Origin of the sequence: Streptomyces sp. NBC_01296 (assembly GCF_035984415.1) — a bacterium.
Lineage (GTDB): Bacteria > Actinomycetota > Actinomycetes > Streptomycetales > Streptomycetaceae > Streptomyces.
Genome location: NZ_CP130720.1, coordinates 8,655,668 through 8,673,532, shown reverse-complemented (window position 1 = coordinate 8,673,532; position 17,865 = coordinate 8,655,668). Strand labels below are relative to the sequence as shown.

General features: G+C 69.7%; 14 protein-coding genes and 4 pseudogenes. 8 read left to right on the top strand and 10 right to left on the bottom strand.

Annotation, left to right across the window (positions count from 1 at the left end; genetic code table 11):
• Positions 1–27 precede the first annotated feature (27 nt).
• Entirely contained in the window at positions 28–705 is a 678-nt protein-coding gene (locus OG299_RS39540) for a hypothetical protein (RefSeq protein ID WP_327364292.1), read from the top strand.
• Between the two features lie 318 nt (positions 706–1,023).
• On the opposite strand, the gene OG299_RS39535 is transcribed toward OG299_RS39540, so the two are convergent.
• The 4 genes and pseudogenes from OG299_RS39535 to OG299_RS39520 all read right to left on the bottom strand — a co-directional run.
• Positions 1,024–1,614, bottom strand: a complete 591-nt coding sequence (locus OG299_RS39535; protein WP_327364291.1) for a hypothetical protein — start codon at positions 1,612–1,614, stop codon at positions 1,024–1,026.
• Between the two features lie 211 nt (positions 1,615–1,825).
• Positions 1,826–3,055 carry a PP2C family protein-serine/threonine phosphatase gene (locus OG299_RS39530; RefSeq protein WP_327364290.1) on the bottom strand — a complete coding sequence of 410 codons (1,230 nt, stop codon included), beginning with the start codon at positions 3,053–3,055 and terminating at the stop codon, positions 1,826–1,828.
• Positions 3,056–3,454: 399 nt separating this feature from the next.
• Positions 3,455–3,652, bottom strand: coding sequence for a DUF1918 domain-containing protein (locus OG299_RS39525; RefSeq protein WP_327364289.1), 198 nt, complete (start codon positions 3,650–3,652; stop codon positions 3,455–3,457).
• 262 nt (positions 3,653–3,914) lie between these two features.
• Positions 3,915–4,232, bottom strand: a pseudogene (locus OG299_RS39520) (transposase); the annotation flags it as partial.
• A gap of 567 nt (positions 4,233–4,799) precedes the next feature.
• On the opposite strand from OG299_RS39520, the gene OG299_RS39515 reads away from it, so the two are divergent.
• Together OG299_RS39515 and OG299_RS39510 are read left to right on the top strand one after the other, a co-directional pair.
• On the top strand, positions 4,800–5,414 hold the full coding sequence (locus OG299_RS39515; protein ID WP_327364288.1) for a cytochrome c family protein: 615 nt from the start codon (positions 4,800–4,802) through the stop codon (positions 5,412–5,414).
• A gap of 221 nt (positions 5,415–5,635) precedes the next feature.
• Positions 5,636–6,229 (top strand): hypothetical protein, encoded by a 594-nt coding sequence (locus tag OG299_RS39510; protein ID WP_327364287.1) that lies wholly within the window; start codon positions 5,636–5,638, stop codon positions 6,227–6,229.
• A 72-nt stretch (positions 6,230–6,301) separates the two neighbouring features.
• Here the strand turns inward: OG299_RS39510 and OG299_RS39505 are convergent.
• The 3 genes and pseudogenes from OG299_RS39505 to OG299_RS39495 all read right to left on the bottom strand — a co-directional run.
• A pseudogene (locus tag OG299_RS39505) lies at positions 6,302–6,490 on the bottom strand (transposase); the annotation flags it as partial.
• 304 nt (positions 6,491–6,794) lie between these two features.
• Positions 6,795–7,214 carry a DUF6841 family protein gene (locus OG299_RS39500; protein ID WP_327364285.1) on the bottom strand — a complete coding sequence of 140 codons (420 nt, stop codon included), beginning with the start codon at positions 7,212–7,214 and terminating at the stop codon, positions 6,795–6,797.
• A gap of 64 nt (positions 7,215–7,278) precedes the next feature.
• Complete coding sequence (locus OG299_RS39495; protein WP_327364284.1) at positions 7,279–8,232, bottom strand: SDR family NAD(P)-dependent oxidoreductase; 954 nt, start codon at positions 8,230–8,232, stop codon at positions 7,279–7,281.
• Between the two features lie 130 nt (positions 8,233–8,362).
• Between OG299_RS39495 and OG299_RS39490 the strand changes: the two genes are divergently transcribed.
• The 4 genes and pseudogenes from OG299_RS39490 (at position 8,363) to OG299_RS42935 (ending at position 10,779) form a co-directional block, all read left to right on the top strand.
• On the top strand, positions 8,363–8,953 hold the full coding sequence (locus OG299_RS39490; protein WP_327364283.1) for a TetR/AcrR family transcriptional regulator: 591 nt from the start codon (positions 8,363–8,365) through the stop codon (positions 8,951–8,953).
• 97 nt (positions 8,954–9,050) lie between these two features.
• Positions 9,051–10,217 (top strand): IS30 family transposase, encoded by a 1,167-nt coding sequence (locus OG299_RS39485; protein ID WP_442817610.1) that lies wholly within the window; start codon positions 9,051–9,053, stop codon positions 10,215–10,217.
• 108 nt (positions 10,218–10,325) lie between these two features.
• A pseudogene (locus OG299_RS42940) lies at positions 10,326–10,526 on the top strand (recombinase family protein); the annotation flags it as partial.
• A gap of 1 nt (position 10,527) precedes the next feature.
• Positions 10,528–10,779 carry a helix-turn-helix domain-containing protein gene (locus OG299_RS42935; protein ID WP_442817563.1) on the top strand — a complete coding sequence of 84 codons (252 nt, stop codon included), beginning with the start codon at positions 10,528–10,530 and terminating at the stop codon, positions 10,777–10,779.
• Between the two features lie 91 nt (positions 10,780–10,870).
• Here the strand turns inward: OG299_RS42935 and OG299_RS39470 are convergent, their stop codons facing one another.
• Both OG299_RS39470 and OG299_RS39465 read right to left on the bottom strand, forming a co-directional pair.
• A complete protein-coding gene (locus tag OG299_RS39470; protein WP_327364280.1) occupies positions 10,871–11,404 on the bottom strand; it encodes a CbrC family protein in 534 nt (177 codons plus the stop codon).
• 112 nt (positions 11,405–11,516) lie between these two features.
• Positions 11,517–13,166 (bottom strand): IS1182 family transposase, encoded by a 1,650-nt coding sequence (locus OG299_RS39465; protein ID WP_327364279.1) that lies wholly within the window; start codon positions 13,164–13,166, stop codon positions 11,517–11,519.
• 218 nt (positions 13,167–13,384) lie between these two features.
• Here OG299_RS39465 and OG299_RS39460 point away from each other — a divergent pair.
• Positions 13,385–14,022 (top strand): annotated as a pseudogene (locus tag OG299_RS39460) (PP2C family protein-serine/threonine phosphatase); the annotation flags it as partial.
• Between the two features lie 38 nt (positions 14,023–14,060).
• Here OG299_RS39460 and OG299_RS39455 read toward each other — a convergent pair.
• Entirely contained in the window at positions 14,061–17,849 is a 3,789-nt protein-coding gene (locus OG299_RS39455) for a HEAT repeat domain-containing protein (RefSeq protein ID WP_327364278.1), read from the bottom strand.
• Positions 17,850–17,865: the final 16 nt, after the last annotated feature.

Below are 17,865 nucleotides of genomic sequence, written 5' to 3'. Positions count from 1 at the left end.
CCCACCATGTGCGGTGAAGACTCCCTCATGACAGACGATCAGGAGCGATTCACCCTGTGGACGCCTCCCCAGCCGATCAGACTCCCCGGTGCAGGCGCGATCGACTACTGCGTGGCCAACGACGGATCGCAGCGGCCCAAGGGCACCCGCCGGCGCAGCCAGCGCGACGGCCGGTACGTGACGACATGCGAGGAAGGCGCCCTCGGGCAGGTGGACTGGATCGAGTCCCGGTCTCCCGCGGTCACCACCACTGTTCGATCCCCGCAGAGCGGGACGCTGGACTCGCAGGGCGACAACGGCAACATCTCCAGCGTCGGCGCCGTCTTGACCGTGGAAGTGTCCTGGGGACAGGAATTCCAGGAAGCCACCGTCCGCTACGACGCCGAGTGTTGGTTCTGGGACGCCATCATGTGGCACCGCGAGAGAGAAGGCCTGGCCGAGAAGTTCAAACCGGTCATCGACGGGACGATCACCCTCAGCCAGGGCCAGGACGTCCTGCAGAGCCACGCCTTCCACGCCGGCACGGGATCAGACCCCTACCTGTGCACCGTCACACGCACCTACACCAACCTGCAGCCCGGCACCTACCAGGTCGAGATCACCGGAACCAAGACCAAGGGCAGACGCACAACCGACGGCAAAAGCCGCACCGGCAAGGACCGAGTCGTACTCCAGAAACACACCGCCACCTTCACCATCGGCTGACCCGGCTGCGCCCCACCCGAAATGGGGCGCCGCTGGCCCAGGTGCCATTGGGTGTGGCAGGCACTCCCGCCCCCAAGCCGCTGACATCCAACCCGGATACCGGGCCTTCTCCGCTGCGCCAGTGGACCCGCGCCCAGGTCCGGGTTGGCGCTGATGGCCACGATCGCGCGGCCCAGGCGGTGCGTCTCGCTCGCCGTGAGTTTCGTGAGCTGTGTGAGCGCGGGCTCCACCATGACGACGCGCGAACGGCGCGCGGAGGGATCAGGCGACACGGGGCTGCTCGTCCGCGAGGAACGGCGGATGCTGTGGTGCGTGCCGTTACCCGTCCTGCGCGGTCAGGAGCAGGACCAGGGCCTTGGAGCGGGTAGTCCCGAGTGCGGTGGCCACCGCATCGACAGAAATTCCGTCGCCGCGCAGCGCGCCGGCAGTCTCCCGGCTCACCCGGGCGGCGATCCGCTCCAGCACCCCCGCGGCGCGCAGCGCGGCCAACGGCGCGTCCGCGGCCGTGGTGGTCAGCTGCTCGGCCATCTCGACCAGGAGGGCAGCCAGCCGTTCGGGCAGCGGCACGGCAGCATCGCGGACAACCGTCAGGTGCGCGGTCCGATCCGCGAGCGGTCCCGCGAGGTCGACGTCCGCTTCGTACAGAGGTCGGTCGCCGATCGTGTCCCAGTCCACGGCGTACTGAGCCGCGCTGCGCCATCCGCATGCGCACACCGCCCGGAGGGCCTCGGCGCGCGGGCGGCGGGCGCGGCCGTCGTAGGCCGACCAGTGCGTGGTCGATAGCACGTCCGGACCGCTCCCGACATCGAAGTACACCGGGCCCGGTTCTCGGCCGCCGACCAGCACACCCGCCGCGCCCGCGTGCGCGTCCCCGAAGTCCACCGTCCACCAGTCCCAATCCACCAGCACCCCGCCCTCTCCCACATCCCTGCCGACAGGCCAGTCGAATCCCGTCTGCGACCCTGCCCCGCTCCCGCACCCCGCCCATCACCGGCCGCCGCACGCGGCCGCGTCCGTCCGCCGGACACTGGCAGCGAACGAGGACGGCCCCGGCAGACGCGCCCAGGAGGAGATCCGTGCAACGGACTCCGCCTCCGGGGTGCCGGTCCATCGCGGGCGCTCAGCCAAGGACCGCGAGGTGGTCGGCGGCGCCCCCGCGCCACTCGATCATGAAAAGGGTGGCGTCGTCGCTGGTATGCCCGCCCCGTTCGCTCTTCAGCATGTGGGAAAGCCGGCGCAGATCCGCCCGCAGCCCTTGAGAGGGTTCCTCCCCCAGGCTGTCGACGCAGCGGATGAGGCGTTCCTCGCCGAACAGGTCCCCGCCGGCGACGTGCTCCTCGATGATGCCGTCGGTGTAGCACAGCACGCGGTCGCCTTGCTGGAGTGAGTGCTCTCTGATCCGGGGCTCCTCACCGCCGAATCCGACGGGCAGCGTCGTCGCGCTCTCCAGCTGTTGAACGACCCGCCCGTCGCGGATCAGCAGCGGCGCGGGGTGGCCCGCGTTGACCAGCTCCATCGCACCGGTGGCGACGTTGATGTGCATCAGCTGCGCTGTGACGAAGCGGTCGGGGCCGAACTGCCGGGAGATGGCATCGTCCATGAACGCGTACTTCTCGGCCAGGCTGATGAACACGCGGCGGGCGTGGCGATAGGCGCCGATGGCCACGGTCGCCAGGGTGGCGGCTTCCACGCCGTGGCCCATCGCGTCGATCACGGCGGCGTGCAGGATGTTGTCGTTGAGCGCGTAGTCGAAGCTGTCGCCGGCGACGCGGTAGGCGGGCTCCAGGATGCCGGCCACCTCGACCTGCGGCACGGCCATCGACAGCGGCGGCAGCAGGGTCCACTGGATCTCCGCGGACACGCTCATCGGCTCCCGGCGCCGGGCCTGGAAGAACTGGTCGGTGTAGGCGTTCTTGGTGACCAGCAGGTCGGCCACCAGGCATGAGAGCCGGCTCAGCAGCCGCCGGTCGTCGCCGCCGACGTCGTCCAGGGTGAGGGCCATCACGCCCACCGTGTCGCCGCCGTCCAGCAGCGGCAGATACATCCGGACGCCCCCGCGGGCCTGCGGCACCTCGACGACCTGCCCGCGCAGAAAGGCCCGGCCGGCGTGGGAGTCGATCACCGATTCGGGCTGGCCGACGTGCAGTTTCCTGCCCGGCAGCGGCACCAGCAGCTCCTGCGCATAGTCCTGGAGCAGGATGGAGACATCACGACCCCCGACCCTGCCCACCTCCTCCGCGATCAACGGCGCGATCAGCTGCGGCGGCAGCAGCCGCGCCCGATCCAGCAGCAGGCCAAGCAGCCGCTCACCGAAACCCTCCGACCGGTCCTCCGCGATCTCCTCACCCATAGCCCGCTTCGCCGATCCTTCCTGTCACCACCCCGGTCACGCCTTCGCACAACGTGGCCCTGGAAGCCCGCTTGAGTGCCTCATTACGCCAAGCGCGGCATGTCGGCCCACGGCAGCCCGCAGTCCGAACCGACCACGCCGGGTGCTTCCAGCACCTGCCCCCGGTCTTCCCCGTCGACCCGTACCGGCGTGCCATCGTCCCGCCCACGCGGTATCGGACGACACGAAAGTTGTCAGAGGGCCCTCGGCAACATCAAGGCCGCCGGAGCCACCCGAGACCGCCACTGCTCCATACGAAGCGCCCCGACGTGATACGCCGGGGCGCTTCGTATGGGCGGCGCCGACCTGCCGGCAGAGGCTGCCGGTCGGCGAGCCCTTGGGAGTTGAAGTGGGGTTCTGTCAGGTCTGGTCGCTCTTGAGGTGCTGAACCTGACTGTCCGGCCCGGGCGACATGATGCTTTCGAGACCATTTGCGGCCCTCACCTTGTAGGGCGGTGATCCATCCGGGCCGAGGACTTCGACGATCTCGACAACTCGATCATGCTCGCCCACGACTCGGCCGTGCACTACGAGGCGGTCCCCTTTTGAGGCGTGCACTGGTGCGACCCTCCCTGCTCGACGACCCTGCATGCATTCACGCTGGGTAACTGCGTTGTAGCTAACGGTGTGCACGACTTGCGGCTTACGCCCCGCACCGACCGCCGGAGGCCCTCCGTGCCGCCGCAAGCAGCGCCAGGCCCTCGAAGACCTCACCGCCGCCGAGAGACCAGCGGGACAGGCCTGCCCGGGCCGGCTCACCCACCCCACCCAACTGGCCGGCCGAAAGCCCCACCCGCGGCGTCCCACCCAACTGTGTGCCATCCATTTCGCCGTTGCGGTCCCGCGGCACCGCCAACGTAACTGCGCCAGCATCGGTCAGGACCGTCTTGGGCGAGGTCCCGTTTCGGGAGTTCCCCGACCCGTGACCTGCAGGATCTCCACGCTCGTAGCCGAGGTGCTCGCTCATCTCGGCTTTCAGAGCCCGCTCGAGTACGGCTTTGGTGATCTCCGTCAGCAGCCCGCCCTCGCCGAGCAGGGCCGCTCCTGAGGCGTCAGCCTTCTCGAGCAGTCGCTCGACGGCCTCGTCGACCATCTCGTCGCCGGCCACGGACACAGCCGCTTCTTCTTTGTCTGCCATGACTCGTCCGATCCGCCTGGCCCACAGGCCCGAGGCCGAGCCCCGGGCCAGGCTGTCACATCACGGACTTACACGATGTTTCAGACACGTCCGCCGAGGATGAGGAGCTGGGGCCGGATGAGAGCGGCCGGTCCCGGCCCCGGCGTCGTGGCGGGCCGTCGTAACTGCGAAGGCGGCTTCTCGCAACCATGGGCCCGCGAGAGCGCCGACAGCCGAATTGCGGGCGCTGGGCTACGCGCAGCGGCGTGCCGGTAGGCGGGCACGGTCCCCGGAAAGCCGCGAAGACTTGGTCCGATTCAGGGCGCGGCGTCACCTCCCGATACGGGATCAGCGCAACCATCTACCCATGTCGTGGCTCGCCGCTCGAAACCTCCGACGTTCTTGTCCGCCACTGGTCCGTCATCCGCCCGTCCGGCTTCTGTCCCTTCGGGGAAGAAGGCGGGCGGATCCGTTGCGCGTGCCATACCGCTCTACCCGTCAGGAGTACCCCAGGTGAGTGGAGACGGCGCTCGTGGTCCTTTCGCGGTGCGGCGCGATCACGGGGTGGCCGGTGAGGCCCGCTGGCCCATGGCGGCTGCCGTCGTGGCGGCGATCATGCTGACCTTGCTGCTGCCCGATGACCTGCGTCTGGCGCCACGCTGGGTGCTTCCCGTGATCGAGGGACTGCTTCTATTGGCGCTGATCGCGGGTGACCCCGGCCGGATCGACCGCCGCTCGACCGCTCTGCGCGCTGCCTCGATCGCGCTGGTCGGTGTTCTGGCGTGCAGTGCCGTGTGGTCGACGATCCGGCTGGTCGACGACCTCATTCACGGCGGGAAGGAAACCAGTTCCGCCGCGAGCCTGCTACAGGCCGGCGGAGCGGTCTGGGCCGGCACCATTCTCGCGTTCTCGCTGCTGTACTTCGAGCTCGACAGCGGCGGTTCCGCCGCCCGCGCGCACCGCATGCCCCTCATCCCCCAGCTCGCCTTCCCCCAGCAGCTCAGCCCCGAGCTGAATGCCGCGCACTGGCGGCCGCACTACATCGACTACCTCTACCTCGCGCTCACCAACGCCACCGCGTTCAGCCCCACCGACGTCATGCCGCTGGCAGCCTGGGCAAAGATCGCCATGGGGATCCAGGCCCTGGTCTCACTGCTCATCCTCGGCCTCGTCATCGCCCGCGCCGTCAACGTCCTGGCCTGACACCTCCACGCCACCGTCGAGAAGCCCAAAGCCCCAAAACCACCAGCGAGAAAGCCACCACCTCCGGCATCCCCGGCTGCTCCACCATGACCCGACGAACTCCAGCAAGCACTCACCCGGAACAGGACACACCAAAAGGCCTGCCCCTCCAGCTGCATCCCAGCACCGGACACGGGCTCGGCAGCAGACCGACTCAAGGTCCAAAACGCCTCCGACGTCTGGTGGTCGGAGTCGGGGCCGCGCTCGTCCTCGGCTCCACGGCCTGGTTCGAGGAGCCCATCGACACGCAGGAGGCCACCAGTCCCACCGGTCTGCTGAACACCAACCGCACGACGGTACTCCGCCAGGCGCTGGTACTCGGAGTGGTGTTCGGGCTTCTCATCCTGCTCGGGAGCTGGATTATGGCCGGTCTGCTGCCCCGGCAGATATGGGGCATCCCCGTGGTGTGGACACCCGCCCTGGGGCTGCGATCCGGGATTCTGATCGGACTCGGGAGCGCGCTCGTGGCCGCGCTCGCGCTGACCGCCTGGGGCCGCTGGGTGATCCTTGCACGCGGCTGGCTGCCGCTGACCGGACGACTGCCATGGGCCGTGAGCGCCTTCCTGGAGGACGCCCACCGACGTGGCGTACTACGCCGAAACGGAGCGTTCTACCAATTCCGCCACACCCGGCTCCAGCATCACCTGGCCCCTGTCCCACCACCGCTGCCGCCCCAGCGGCGCTCCCGGCCACGGGTCCGTCTCTCCGGCCTGCTTCGCCGTCAGGACCACGGCCGCGTGGGAGAGCCCGACAGTGATGGTGAGATGTCTCGGTGACCCATCACATCGAGCGACAAGCATCCGTCATCGGCCATCGGCGGGGCCGCCTTCGGGACCCTGGCGTCGTGCGGGATGCAGCTCCCACTGGCAACCCGTTCGCCCCTGGTAGAGCAGCGCGTTGACGATCTCCCGCATCGCGTACCGGCCCTGATGGCCGCTGACCGAGGGATGGACGGCCTTCCACGCGACGATCACCGGCTCGACCAGCGCCCACTGCTCGTCGCTCAGATCGGTCTTGTAGGGCGTGCGCTCGCTCACGGTGTTCAGCCCACCATGCCCATGACCGCCGAAGGACCGGGATGCCGTGCCGCCACACGTTCAGGTGACGATAAAACGCCTACACGCTCTCATACCGCCCTCTGAAACCAACGGTAGAACTGCGCCTTCGCCGCATGGCTGCGCCGCGAGACGCGGTTCAGGTCCGCTTCACTCATCGGGGCTCCCTCGAATGCAGGTCTGCCGTCACGCGGGACGGCCGTTGTCTTCGCGCCGCGCGGACGGCCAGGGCGGAGCGGATCTCCTCAGGGGGCGGGCACCTGGCCGTCCGCGAGCCGCGGCCTGGTCAGCCGGCCAGGATCACGGACGCGACGGTCCGCCAGCCCGCGTCGGTCCGGGCGACGAGGTAGAGCACACGGACACGCTGGAACTCCCGCCCCTCGCGGTCCTGGCGCGCCCAGGTCACCTCGATCTCGGCGGCCCGCTCGTTGAGCGCGCGCACCACCGGGTCCAGGGCCTTGCTGCCCCCGTAGTCGGCGTCCCGCAGTCCGCGCAGCTCGTGTCCAAGGCCCTGGGAGAGCGCCTCCGCGGAGGTGAGCACGGCGTGGGCCGCCCCGGTGGTCATGCTGATCGGCACGGAGAAGTAGTCCAGCAGCGGCGCGGGGTCGGTGCTGCCCTGTGCCGCCAGTGCGATGAACGTCTCGACGTATCCGTCGAACCATGCCTGCGCTTCGTTCGCGACGGCGGTCAGGTCGGTGTTCGTCATGATTGCGTGGCCTTCCTTGCTGAGATTTCAGATGCCTTGAGGGGGAGTCCGCGTTGCCGTCGTGTCACCGGGTCGCGAACGCGTTGGTGTCGGTCAGCTGGGCGGACAGGGTCCACAGGCGGGCCGCCTGGTCCGGGTCAACCGCGTAGGGCCGCACTCCGGGCGCGTCGTCCTGGGAGAGCTGGGCGACGTCGCAGTCGTTCAGGTAGACACCGCCCTCGTCGGCCAGCTGCGGGGAGGTGGCCGCCCAGACCTGGGTGGCGGCGCCCTGTTCGGGGGTCTTGAAGCCGGGGGCGATGTTGCCCTGCTCGTCGATCCAGCCGAACGCGATCATCTCCTCGCGGGTCATGTGCCGCTGGAGCGGGGTCATGACGGCGCCGGGGGCGACGGCGAAAGCGCGCACCTGCTGCTCGCGGCCCAGCGCATCGAGGTGGACCGCGAACAGCGCGTTCGCGGTCTTGGACTGCCCGTAGGCGACGGCCTTGTCGTATCCGTGGTCGAACATGACGTCGTCCCAGCGGATCGGCGAGTAGCGGTGCCCCACCGAGCTGAGCGCGACCACGCGCGCGCCGCCGTCGGCTGCGAGTGCGGGCCACAGCCGGTTCGTGAGCGTGTAGTGGCCCAGGTGGTTGGTGGCGAACTGCCCCTCCCAGCCGGGACCGAGGCGGGTCTCGGGCAGGGCCATCACGCCCGCGTTGTTGATGAGGATGTCGATGCCGCGGCCCGTGGCCAGGAATTCGTCCGCGAAGGTGTGCACGCTGGCCTGGTCGCCCAGGTCCAGGCGGCGCACCTCGACCCCGTCCGCGGCGTCGAAGGCTTCCGCGGCCGCCTCCGGACGGCGGACGGCGACGACGACGCTCGCGCCAGCCCCGCGCAGGGCGCGGCTGGTCTCCAACCCCAGCCCGGAGCTGCCGCCGGTGACGACGGCGAGCCTTCCGGTGAGGTCGAGGCCGGCCAGGACCTCGGCCGCGGTGCTGCGGGCCCCGAAGCCGGAGCCGATGGGCTGCTGAACTGTCATGATCGCCAATTCCTTGCACGTGGAGCATCACGGCCAACGCCGTAAGTGGGGAGTTCCCCGGTTCTCCATCACCGTAAGCGGGGAACTCCCCGGTTGTCCAGCTAGACTGGTCACGACGAAGGGAACAGCCTTGACCACCAAGCCGAGCGTGTTGCGCGCCGATGCCCGCCGCAATCGGGAACGCATCCTGGAGGCGGCCGTACGCGCCTTCTCCGAGAAAGGCCCGGACGTCGCGATCGACACGATCGCCAAGGCCGCGGGCGTCGGCTCGGCCACGCTCTACCGCCACTTCCCTACCCGCGAGGCGCTCGTCGAGGCGGCCTACCGCAACGAGCTCGCCCGCGTCTGCGACAGCGCAGCGCAACGGCTGGCCGACCATGCGCCGGACGAGGCGCTCCGCCTGTGGATGGACGACTTCATCGACTACCTGGCGGCCAAGCAGGGCATGGCGGACGCACTGCGGGCCGCGGTCGCCTCCGGCGCCGACCCCTTCGCCCAGACCCTCGACAAACTCGCCACCGCGATCGACACCCTGCTGAGCGCCGGCGCCGACGCCAACCTCCTGCGCCGGGACATCGACCCCTTCGACGTCGGCTTCAGCCTGGCCGGCGTCGCGCTGGTCACCAGCGCTCCCGACCAACGCGAACGGGCTGGCCGCCTCCTCGACCTGCTCCTCGACGGCCTGCGATACGGAGCGAACGGACCAGCATCCCGCTCGTGACCCCTGCCAGGGGGCGACCTCCGAGTGTCGGAAAACAAGGCACCCTCAAGTGATCAACGCACCACCCACGGATGATCATGTGATCGTGGAGGCACAGGTGCGTGACTACGGGTTTTCGCCGGCTCAGCAGGACGAGATATGGAGACGCTGGCGCGAGGGGCAGTCGTTCAGCCTGATCGCGCGGGCGCTCGGGGCACCGATGCAGCACGCTCGTCGCTTCCTGTACCAGAGCGGCGGCGTCCGCCTCGTCCCGCAAGCGCGGTCAGAGCGGCATTTGAGTGGCCGCGAAAGGGAGGAGATCTCTCGCGGCATCGCGGCGGGAGAATCGGCCCGGCAGCTGGCCAAGCGGCTGGGCCGGTCCCCTTCGACCGTCTCCCGCGAGATCGCCCGCAACGGCGGCCGAGACCGTTACCGAGCCGCCACCGCCGATGCAGCTGCCTACGGACGCGGGTGTCGGCCCAAGCAGGCCAAGCTCGCCCAGCGGCCCGCTCTGCGCGTCCTGGTGGAGGCCAAGCTGGCTCTGTGCTGGTCACCCGAGCAGATCGCAGGATGGCTGCGACGGCAGTTTCCTGGTGACGCCTCCATGCAGATCTCGCACGAAGCGATCTATCTCTCGCTCTACGACCCTCGCCGGCGCCAGGCGATCGACCGCAGCCTCACCCAGCGGCTGAGGTCAGGCAGGCCGATGCGCCGTCCGAAGCTCGCCCGCCGTCCCACGGGCCGGGGGATCATCCGCGGCATGGTGTCCATCACCGACCGCCCCGCCGAGGTCGAGGACCGCAAGGTCCCCGGCCATTGGGAGGGCGACCTCGTGATGGGCAGCCGGCCCTCGGCAGTCGCCACGCTGGTCGAACACACCAGCCGCTACACGACCATCGTCGCGCTGCCGGACGGCATCAAGGCCGAGCAGGTCACCCCGCATCTCACCAGGAGCCTCCTCAGCATCCCGCCCCAACTGCGTCGAACGCTCACTTGGGACCGCGGCCGGGAGATAGCCGAGCACCAGGCCATCACCGCCGAGACCCGGATGCCGATCTACCTCTGCAAGCCGCGCAGCCCGTGGCAGCGCGGCACCAATGAGAACACCAACCGACTGCTACGGCAGTACCTACCCAAGGGAGCTGACCTCCGCACGTTCAGCCAGGCCGACCTGGACGCCATCGCCCACGAACTCAACCACCGTCCACGCAAGACCCACGGCTACCGCACTCCCGCGGAGGTCTACGCTGGGCTCCTGAACAGCGGTGATGCGCTGACCGCTTGAGCTCGCCATCAGATCGACGCACTACTGCGGCACGGAGTGGGCCTTGGCGACATCCACGTCGACACCGCGAGCGGCGCGAAGGCGTCCCGCCCGAAGCTCTAACTCGTCCTGCAGCTGCTGCGCCCCGGCGATACGCTGAAGATCACCCGGCTCGACCGGCTCTCCCGGTCCGTGCTGCACCTGGTCACCCTCGGCGCGAACCTGCGCGAGCGCGGGATCGGACTGCACGTCATCGAGCAGGGCATCGACACTTCCACCGTCGAGGGCCGAGCGATGTTCGGCATGCTGTCGGTGCTCGCCGAGCTCCAGCGTGAGCTCATCGTGGCCAACACCATGGACGGCCTCGCCTCAGCTCGGGCCCGCGGCCGCGTCGGCGGCCGGACGGCCCCGCCTCAGCCCAGAACAGGCCGCGCTCGCCCAGCAGCTGTACGACGCCCGCGAGAAGACCGTCCAGCAGATCGCGGACCTGTTCGGCGTTCCCCGTTCCACGGTCTACGGGCACCTCGACAAGACCAAGGCTGTGCCCCGCCAGCCCAAGAAGACCACGATCACGAAACCCTGACGCTCGTTTGCGGCTGGTGACGATCCTGCTGGTCAATTCCGTTGGGTGCAGATCCTTTGAAGGGAAAGGGCACCTGCTGAGTTGGGCGTGGCTATGAAGCGTCGGCGTAGGCGAGATGGGTGCCGCAGACCGTGCAGCGGAAGAGCATGGCGCTTGCCCCCTGCCCGAGGTGGGTCAGGAAGGTGTCGAGCTGGGACGCGTCGTGCCAACCGCTCATCCGAAGGTCGAGTCGAAGCTGGTCGAGGGCCTCTGGGTGGGCTGCCAGTTCCGTGTATCCGACCTCGCCGATGAAGGCGGCCGCGTCGTTGCAGTGGACAAGCCAGTGCGGATCCTGCCAGGCGTGGAAACCGGGGGTGCGGCGGGTGACCTGCACCAGGGTTTCCTCGCTGACGCCGTCGAGCCCGTATGCGTCGGTAAATTCACCTTCGAATCGTTCAGCGGCACTGCCGTCGGCGATGCACCAGGGGCAGAACCTCCCGCTGACATCCTGGGCCGTGAAGAAAGTAGCGGTGTAGATCCACCCCGTGTTGCGGTTGCAGCAGGCGCAGGTCTCGTCACTCTCGCGGATGGACTCGCTTGCGACGGGGTCGGGGTGGTAGCGGAAGTAGGGCAGGTTGGTACTCACTGGTGAGCCCGCCGTTGCATGGAGAGGTCCGCTGCGACGCCGGTGGTCTGCGTGTCGACGGGCAAGCCTGTGAACCTCATGAGTCGCAGTCTCTCTGCAAGCAGGCCCGTGATCAACCGGTGAGGTTGAAGTCCTGCTGGTCGAGTCGGGCGAGGTGGCTGGTGCGGGTTCGGTCGAGGGGACGGCCGTTCCACCAGGCGTCGAGACGGATGAGGTTGAGCGCGACCGCTGAGAACGCGTGTTCCAGGTGAGTCTTCTTCAGGCCGCGGTAGCGGGCGCGTCTCATACCGGTGACGGCCATGGCCTGGTGGATGGTGCCCTCGACGCCAGCGCGGGTGGCGTACTTGGCCCGCCATTCCTGACTGGTCTGCTGAGTGCGGGCCTCATCGAGGACCTGTTGCTGCTCGCGGGCGCGCAGGGAGAGTGTGCGGCCGCCGTTTTTGGCCCGCGTGCACTTGTCTCGGACCGGGCATGGCTGGCAGGTCTCCTTGTCGAACTTGACCACGATGGCCTTGGTACCGCGTTGGACGGCGGGGCTCCACCAGGTGCTGGTGTGTCCGCGCGGGCAGGTGGCCTGCCGGTTGTCCCAGTCGATGGCGAAGGCGGTGCGACCGAAGCCGGCACCGGAGCGGGCCTGGGGTGAGCTGTCCAACAGGACCGGGGTGACCAGGGTGACGCCAAAGCCCTCCTTCATACCGACGATCAGCTCGGCGGAGGGGTAGCCGGAGTCCAGATAATGCTCGGCGGGCAACAGGTCGCGGGCGGCGAGCATGTGGTGGATCGACTCGGTCATCTCCGCGTCGGTCACGGTGGCGTCGGTGGTCGCGATGTTGGTAATGACGCGCAGTGGGCCGGCCTCACCCGATCCGGAGGCGAGAGCAGTCCCGCCGACAGCCGGGAGGATCTCCTCCTCCGGGTCGCAGGTCTCGCTGATGTGAACCTTGTAGCCGGTCCACCATGAGCCCTGTTTGAGGCCGTAGCGCGCGTCCAGGTCATACGGTGAGGTCAGACGCAGTCTGCTCGGCGGGAGATCCTGGCTCTCCCGCCGCTGCACCTCCAGCCCGGTCTCGGTGACCGTTCGCGTGTAGTTCTGCACCCACACCATCCGCAGGATCTGCACTGCGGGAAGTTCTCGCAGCCACACCGGAGCGCCTGCGGCATGCGCAGCTTCCAGAAGCGCGAAGCCGTCCTGGCCGTAGGCCAGTGCCATCTCGGTGCGCTTGGCCTGGGAAGAAGGCAGCTGCCAGGAGTCGATTCGCGGCCCGTACCGCTCTGTCCACTGTGGGATCGGTACCACCTCGGATAGCCAGCCGGGTGCCGCGCAGGCCACAACCTCCAGGGCGGTACGTAGGGTTTCGCCGGCCAGCTCCAGGCGGTTCAGGTCGCGCACCGCGGCGAGCACGCGAGTAGAGTCCGTCCGCTGCTGCCCGCCGGCCTTCACCAGGCCCTTGCTCTTCAATACGCCCAGCAGCAGGTCCAAGGCCCGTTCCTCCAGGTTGTGCGCCACCAGACGAGCGCGGAACTCGGACAGGACCGACGCGTCGAAACCTGGATCGTCCAGGTCCAGGCCCAGCGCGTACTTGAAGTCCATCCCGAACCGCACCCGATGCGCCGCGGCCCGGTCGGTGAGGTTTTCAGCGAACTGCAGCACCGTCACCAGTGCCAGCTGCCCCGGCGACCACCCTTGCCGGCCTCGTACCCCGAACGCCTGGGCGAACTCGACATCCGCGAACAACTCGCCGAGCTCGTCGCGCACCCGCATCGCCAACGGATACGGCCCTTTCGCCGCCGCTGCCCGCGCTGCCCGCCCGGTCGTTTCCGGCACCTGCGGCCACGGCCGCGCCCGCATCGACACCCCACACCCCACCCCGCGACCGCAGACGGAAGAACACGACCGCTACATGACCAACGAGTGTCACGACCGCCCAGCAACGGAATTGGCCAGCAGGATCGGTGACACGGGTCTTACCGGTACCCTAGGTTGCCGTGCGCTACCGGCCCGCCTAGTCCGAGGCCCTGGTCGGCGGCGACTGGTACGACGCGGTCGTGCTGCCCTCGCAGCACATCCTGCTGTGCGTCGGCGACATCGCGGGCCACGGCATCGACGCGGCCACCGGCATGGTGGTCCTGCGCAACGCGCTGCGCGGTCTGGCCATGACGGGCGCCGGACCGGCACAGCTGCTGTCCTGGCTCAACAACGTCGCCCACCACCTCACCGACCAGGTCACCGCCACTGCCGTCTGCGCCCTGTACGACCTGGCCACCCGCACCCTGCGGTGGGCCCGAGCCGGACACCTGCATCCGGTCCTGGTCCGCACGGACCAGGTCAGTGCCCTGCCGCTCACGGGCGGCCTGCTGCTGGGGCCCCTGCCGGAGGTCGTCTACGAGGAGGACGAGGTGCAACTGCAGCCGGGGACACCCTGCTCATGTACACCGACGCCTCCTCGAGCCGGGGGCCCGCGATGCACGAGTCCCTCACCCAGTTGCCGACCAACGCCCAGACCCCGGTCGACAGCCTCGGCCAGCGCCTGGACCGCCTGCTGACGTACAGCAAGTCCGACACCGACGACGACACCTGCCTGATCGGCATCGAGGTCCTTGAGGAGCAGCAGCCGTGACGGGTGCCCCGTAGACCTGTCACGGTCCGGACGGGCCGTCACATGTCGTCGGCGAGGCGTTCGGCCAGGGCGTGCATCTCCGGGTCGTGGGGCCACCGGTCGGCGAGCGCCTGCACGGCCGCCTGTCGCAGTCGCCAATCGGAGTCGTCGGCGGCCCGCTCCCGAAGCAGCACCTCGGTGGCGGGGTCGTGGCGCCAGCCGCCGGCCAGCGCCTCGACCGCCGCGCGCCGGCTCGTCGCTTCGGTGCCGTCGGCGACGATGCGCCGAAGCAGCTCGCCGGTCGCCGGGTCCTCGCGCCAGCCCGCGGCCAGGAGGTGGATGACTCCAGCGCGCAGGAACTCGTCGGGGTCGTCGACGGCGAGCCGACGCAGCAGATCGCCGGTCCGTGAGGTACGAAAGCCCAGGACGAGGGCCCGGACGGCGGCCGTGCGGACGTAGGAATCGGGGTCTTTCTCGGCCCGCTCACGAAGCAGTTCCTCGGTCGCGGGGTCGTCGCGAAGGCTCGCGCCCAGCATCCGTACCGCCGTCGTCCGTACGTACGTGGCGTCCAGGCCGACCGCGAGTCTGCGCAGCAGCAGCCGGGTGTCCGGGTCGTCGCGCCATCCCGAGGTAAGGGCGAGAACAGCCATTTCGCGCGTCCTCGGCTCGCCCTTGCCGTCGGCGATGCGGCGCAGCACCACTCCGGCCTCGCGGTCTCCCGGCCACTGAGAGCCGAGGGCCCACAGCGCGGCCTGCCGCACCGACTCGCTCGCCTGTGACGCGGCGAGCCCGCACAGCCACGGCAGCGTACGCGGATCATCGCGCCATCCCGTGGCCAGGACCCGCACGGCGGCCACGCGGACTTCCGCGTCCGGGTGTCCCTCGGCACGCTCGCGCAGCAGCAGAGGAGTTCGCGCGTCGGCGCGGCGGTCGACGACGAGTGGCCCGAGTGCGGTGATGCGCGGATCTTCAGCCGGTGCGGGGTAGGACGCGAGGGCAGCGTCAGGGCGGACGGGCCCGGGCCGCATCCGGTCGAGCGCCTGCTTCGCGGCGTTGCGCAGCCACCTCTCCTCAGCCTGACCGGCGGCGACGTCCTCCAGCAGCTCCGCGGTCCGCGGGTCGTCGGGCCAGCCCTGGACCAGGACGGGAAACAGGTCAGCCCGCAGGTTCGGGTCCCGGTCGCGCGCGGCCCGCTCGCGGACGGCGGCCCCGGCGTCGGGGTCGCCCGGCCAGCCGGAAGCGAGGCACCGCACCGCGGTGAGGCGGACTTCGGGATCCGGGTCATCGGCTGCGTACCGGCATATCGCGGCGTACGTCTCGGGCTCGTCGCGCCAGCCGTTGACGAGTGCTCCCAAGGCTCCCCGGCGGAGGTAGGTGTCGTCGTCGCCGAGCCAGTGTCGCAGCGAGCGTGCGGCGGACGGGTCCGTGCGACGGGCCAGGGCGAACAACCGGACCCAGCCCTCCCTCATATCTCCATCGGGGTCCGCTTCTGCGCATTCGCGCAGCAGTTCAGCCAGTCGCGGGTCATCGGGCCGTTCCTGGACGAGCGCACGCAGGGCCTCCAGCCTGGTGGCCGGCGTGGGGCCGAAGGCCGCCTGGCTGTAGAGGTTCTCGTAGAACCCCGGGTGGTCGCCCAGCAGTGCGGCGCCGACCTGTGCGGCCGGTGGTACCTCGAACCAGGCGAAGTTCTCCCCTTCCCTCATGACACTGAGGAACTGACCGCGCGCCAGGTACCACTCGTAGTAGAGCCGATGGACAGCGGGACAGCGTGCGCCGAGCCGGGCGAACACGGGCGGCAGGGTTTGTTCCACCGCGAGCATCACCGGCGAACCCGCCTGTGCTCGTTCCGCGACCACGTGCTCGATCAGCGCGATCACCGCGCTGACGACGGCGGAGCACTGGGCAGGCAGTGCGCCGGGGTCGCGGACCTCACCGAGGCAGCGGGCGGCGAGCACGATGTGGTGGGGGATCTCGCGCGAAGACGCCCCGGACAGGCGGACGAACCACAGCGGATCGGCCGCCAGGAGGTGGTCGACGATCCGTCCGGCGACCCGAGGTTCGACCATGCCTGCGGTGAGGACGAGGGATTCCTGCCGGGAGGGGTCGTTCCAGTGCTCGCCGTACTCCTGGTGAACGAGCGCGTCCTCGGTCAGGCTGCGCTCGACGGTGAGCCGGTGGTGGAGATCCGCCGCGTCGAGGTATTCGAGCAGCGCGCGATGGAGGAATCCGTACATCGCGCCGCCGAAGTGACTGAGGATCCCGTTGCGTACGCGGAACTCCTCCAGCATCGCGCGGGTGAGCGCCGGCGAGCGATCGGGTGGGAGCTTGTCGCGCAGGTAACCGTCGAGTTCCGCGGTCAACTCCGCGTCCGTCAGGAGGTTTCCCGCCGTCCCGCCCGCCCCGGTCTGCATCCGATGGGCCACGCGGCGCAGCAGCTCCATCCGCTCGCCGGCGCGCAGGCGCCCCGCGTCCTCGGCCACCCGTTTGTCGCGCGCGAACCGGCCGGGGTCCCACTGGGCGATGAACGTGCTCACGGTCTGTTCGAGCACCGCGCGCCGGTCCCTCGGCAGGTCCCGGTGTTCACCGCGAAGGGCCAGCATGGTGAGCATCAGCGGGTTGCCCGCGAGCTCAGCCGCCGCCGGTGTGTCGTCGATGGCGGCCAGCAGACGCTCCCGCAGGCGGGCCGCCTCGGCGGGCTGTTCGGGGAAGGCCAAGCGATACCAGCGGGTCACGAACGCGTCGATCCGCGCCCGGTCGAAGTCCCGCAGTACATGGATGCGGAAGCCCTCGCGTTCGAGTACGGCGTGCTGGTAGTCGACGATCCGGGACGTCACCACGAGGCGGGCGCTCGGGTGGCGTTCCGCGAGCCCCGCGATCTCGCCGGTGACCTCCTCGCGCAGCCGTGGGTCGAAGACCTCGTCGAGGCCGTCGAAGATCAGTACCGCGCGGCCGCCGGTATGCAGGTACGCGTCGAGTACGTCCTTCGGCAGGCCGGGCCCTTGGGTGTGGTGGAGGCGGTCGACGAGGTCGAGGAGTGTGCCGGTGCGCCACTGCGGGTCGGCGTACGCGCCGAGCTCCACCAGGAGCGGCAACGCCCCCGCGAGCGGCGCGAGATCCGCGTCCACCTCATGGTCTTTGTCCATCGCGTCCGCGAGCGTCAGCGCGAGGTAGCGCGCCAGTGTCGACTTGCCGTGGCCCGGGTCGCCGAGCAGCACGATCCGGCGCGCGTCTTCTTGGGCCAGTACCTGGAAGGCGGGGCGGGTCCGGCCGTCGTCCAGCGGCCAACGGTCGGAGGCCGACGCGTCGGCGCGGCGGGCCGGCGGCGCGCCCAGTCCCCCACCCTGCGCCGGCGTCTCCGGACGAACGGCCGGGGCGACGAACACGTCGGTCAGCCGGAGTGGATCGGGGCGGACCGGCGAATGCGGGGAGGCGACGACGGCGAGCTGTGCGTGCCGTCGCCGCAGTTGGGCAAAGTACGTCTTGCACGCGGCGTCGAACCCGGCCGGCGCGGGGCGGGCGCGGCCCGAGGAAACGGCGTTCTGGTACCAGCGTTTCCACTGATCCTCGTCGCCCAGTGCCGCGTTCCGCGCCGTGAATGCGCGCTCTTCCGCCGCCAGCCTGATCAGGTCTTTGAGTACGGGACGGAAGGTGCGCCAACTTCCCGGGTGGTGGCCGCTGGGACTCATCCAGGCGCTGATCGGCTTGTTGCTCGGCTTGCCCTTGCGGTCGGTGACCCCCGACCTTTTCGCCACCGCTGTCAGGTCGGGGCGATCGGCTGCTTCGTACAACTCCTGGAGCCGCTTGGCGAACTCCAGCCGTGCTGTGCTCGGGACACTTCCGCCTGCCATGAGACTCCCCCCTCCG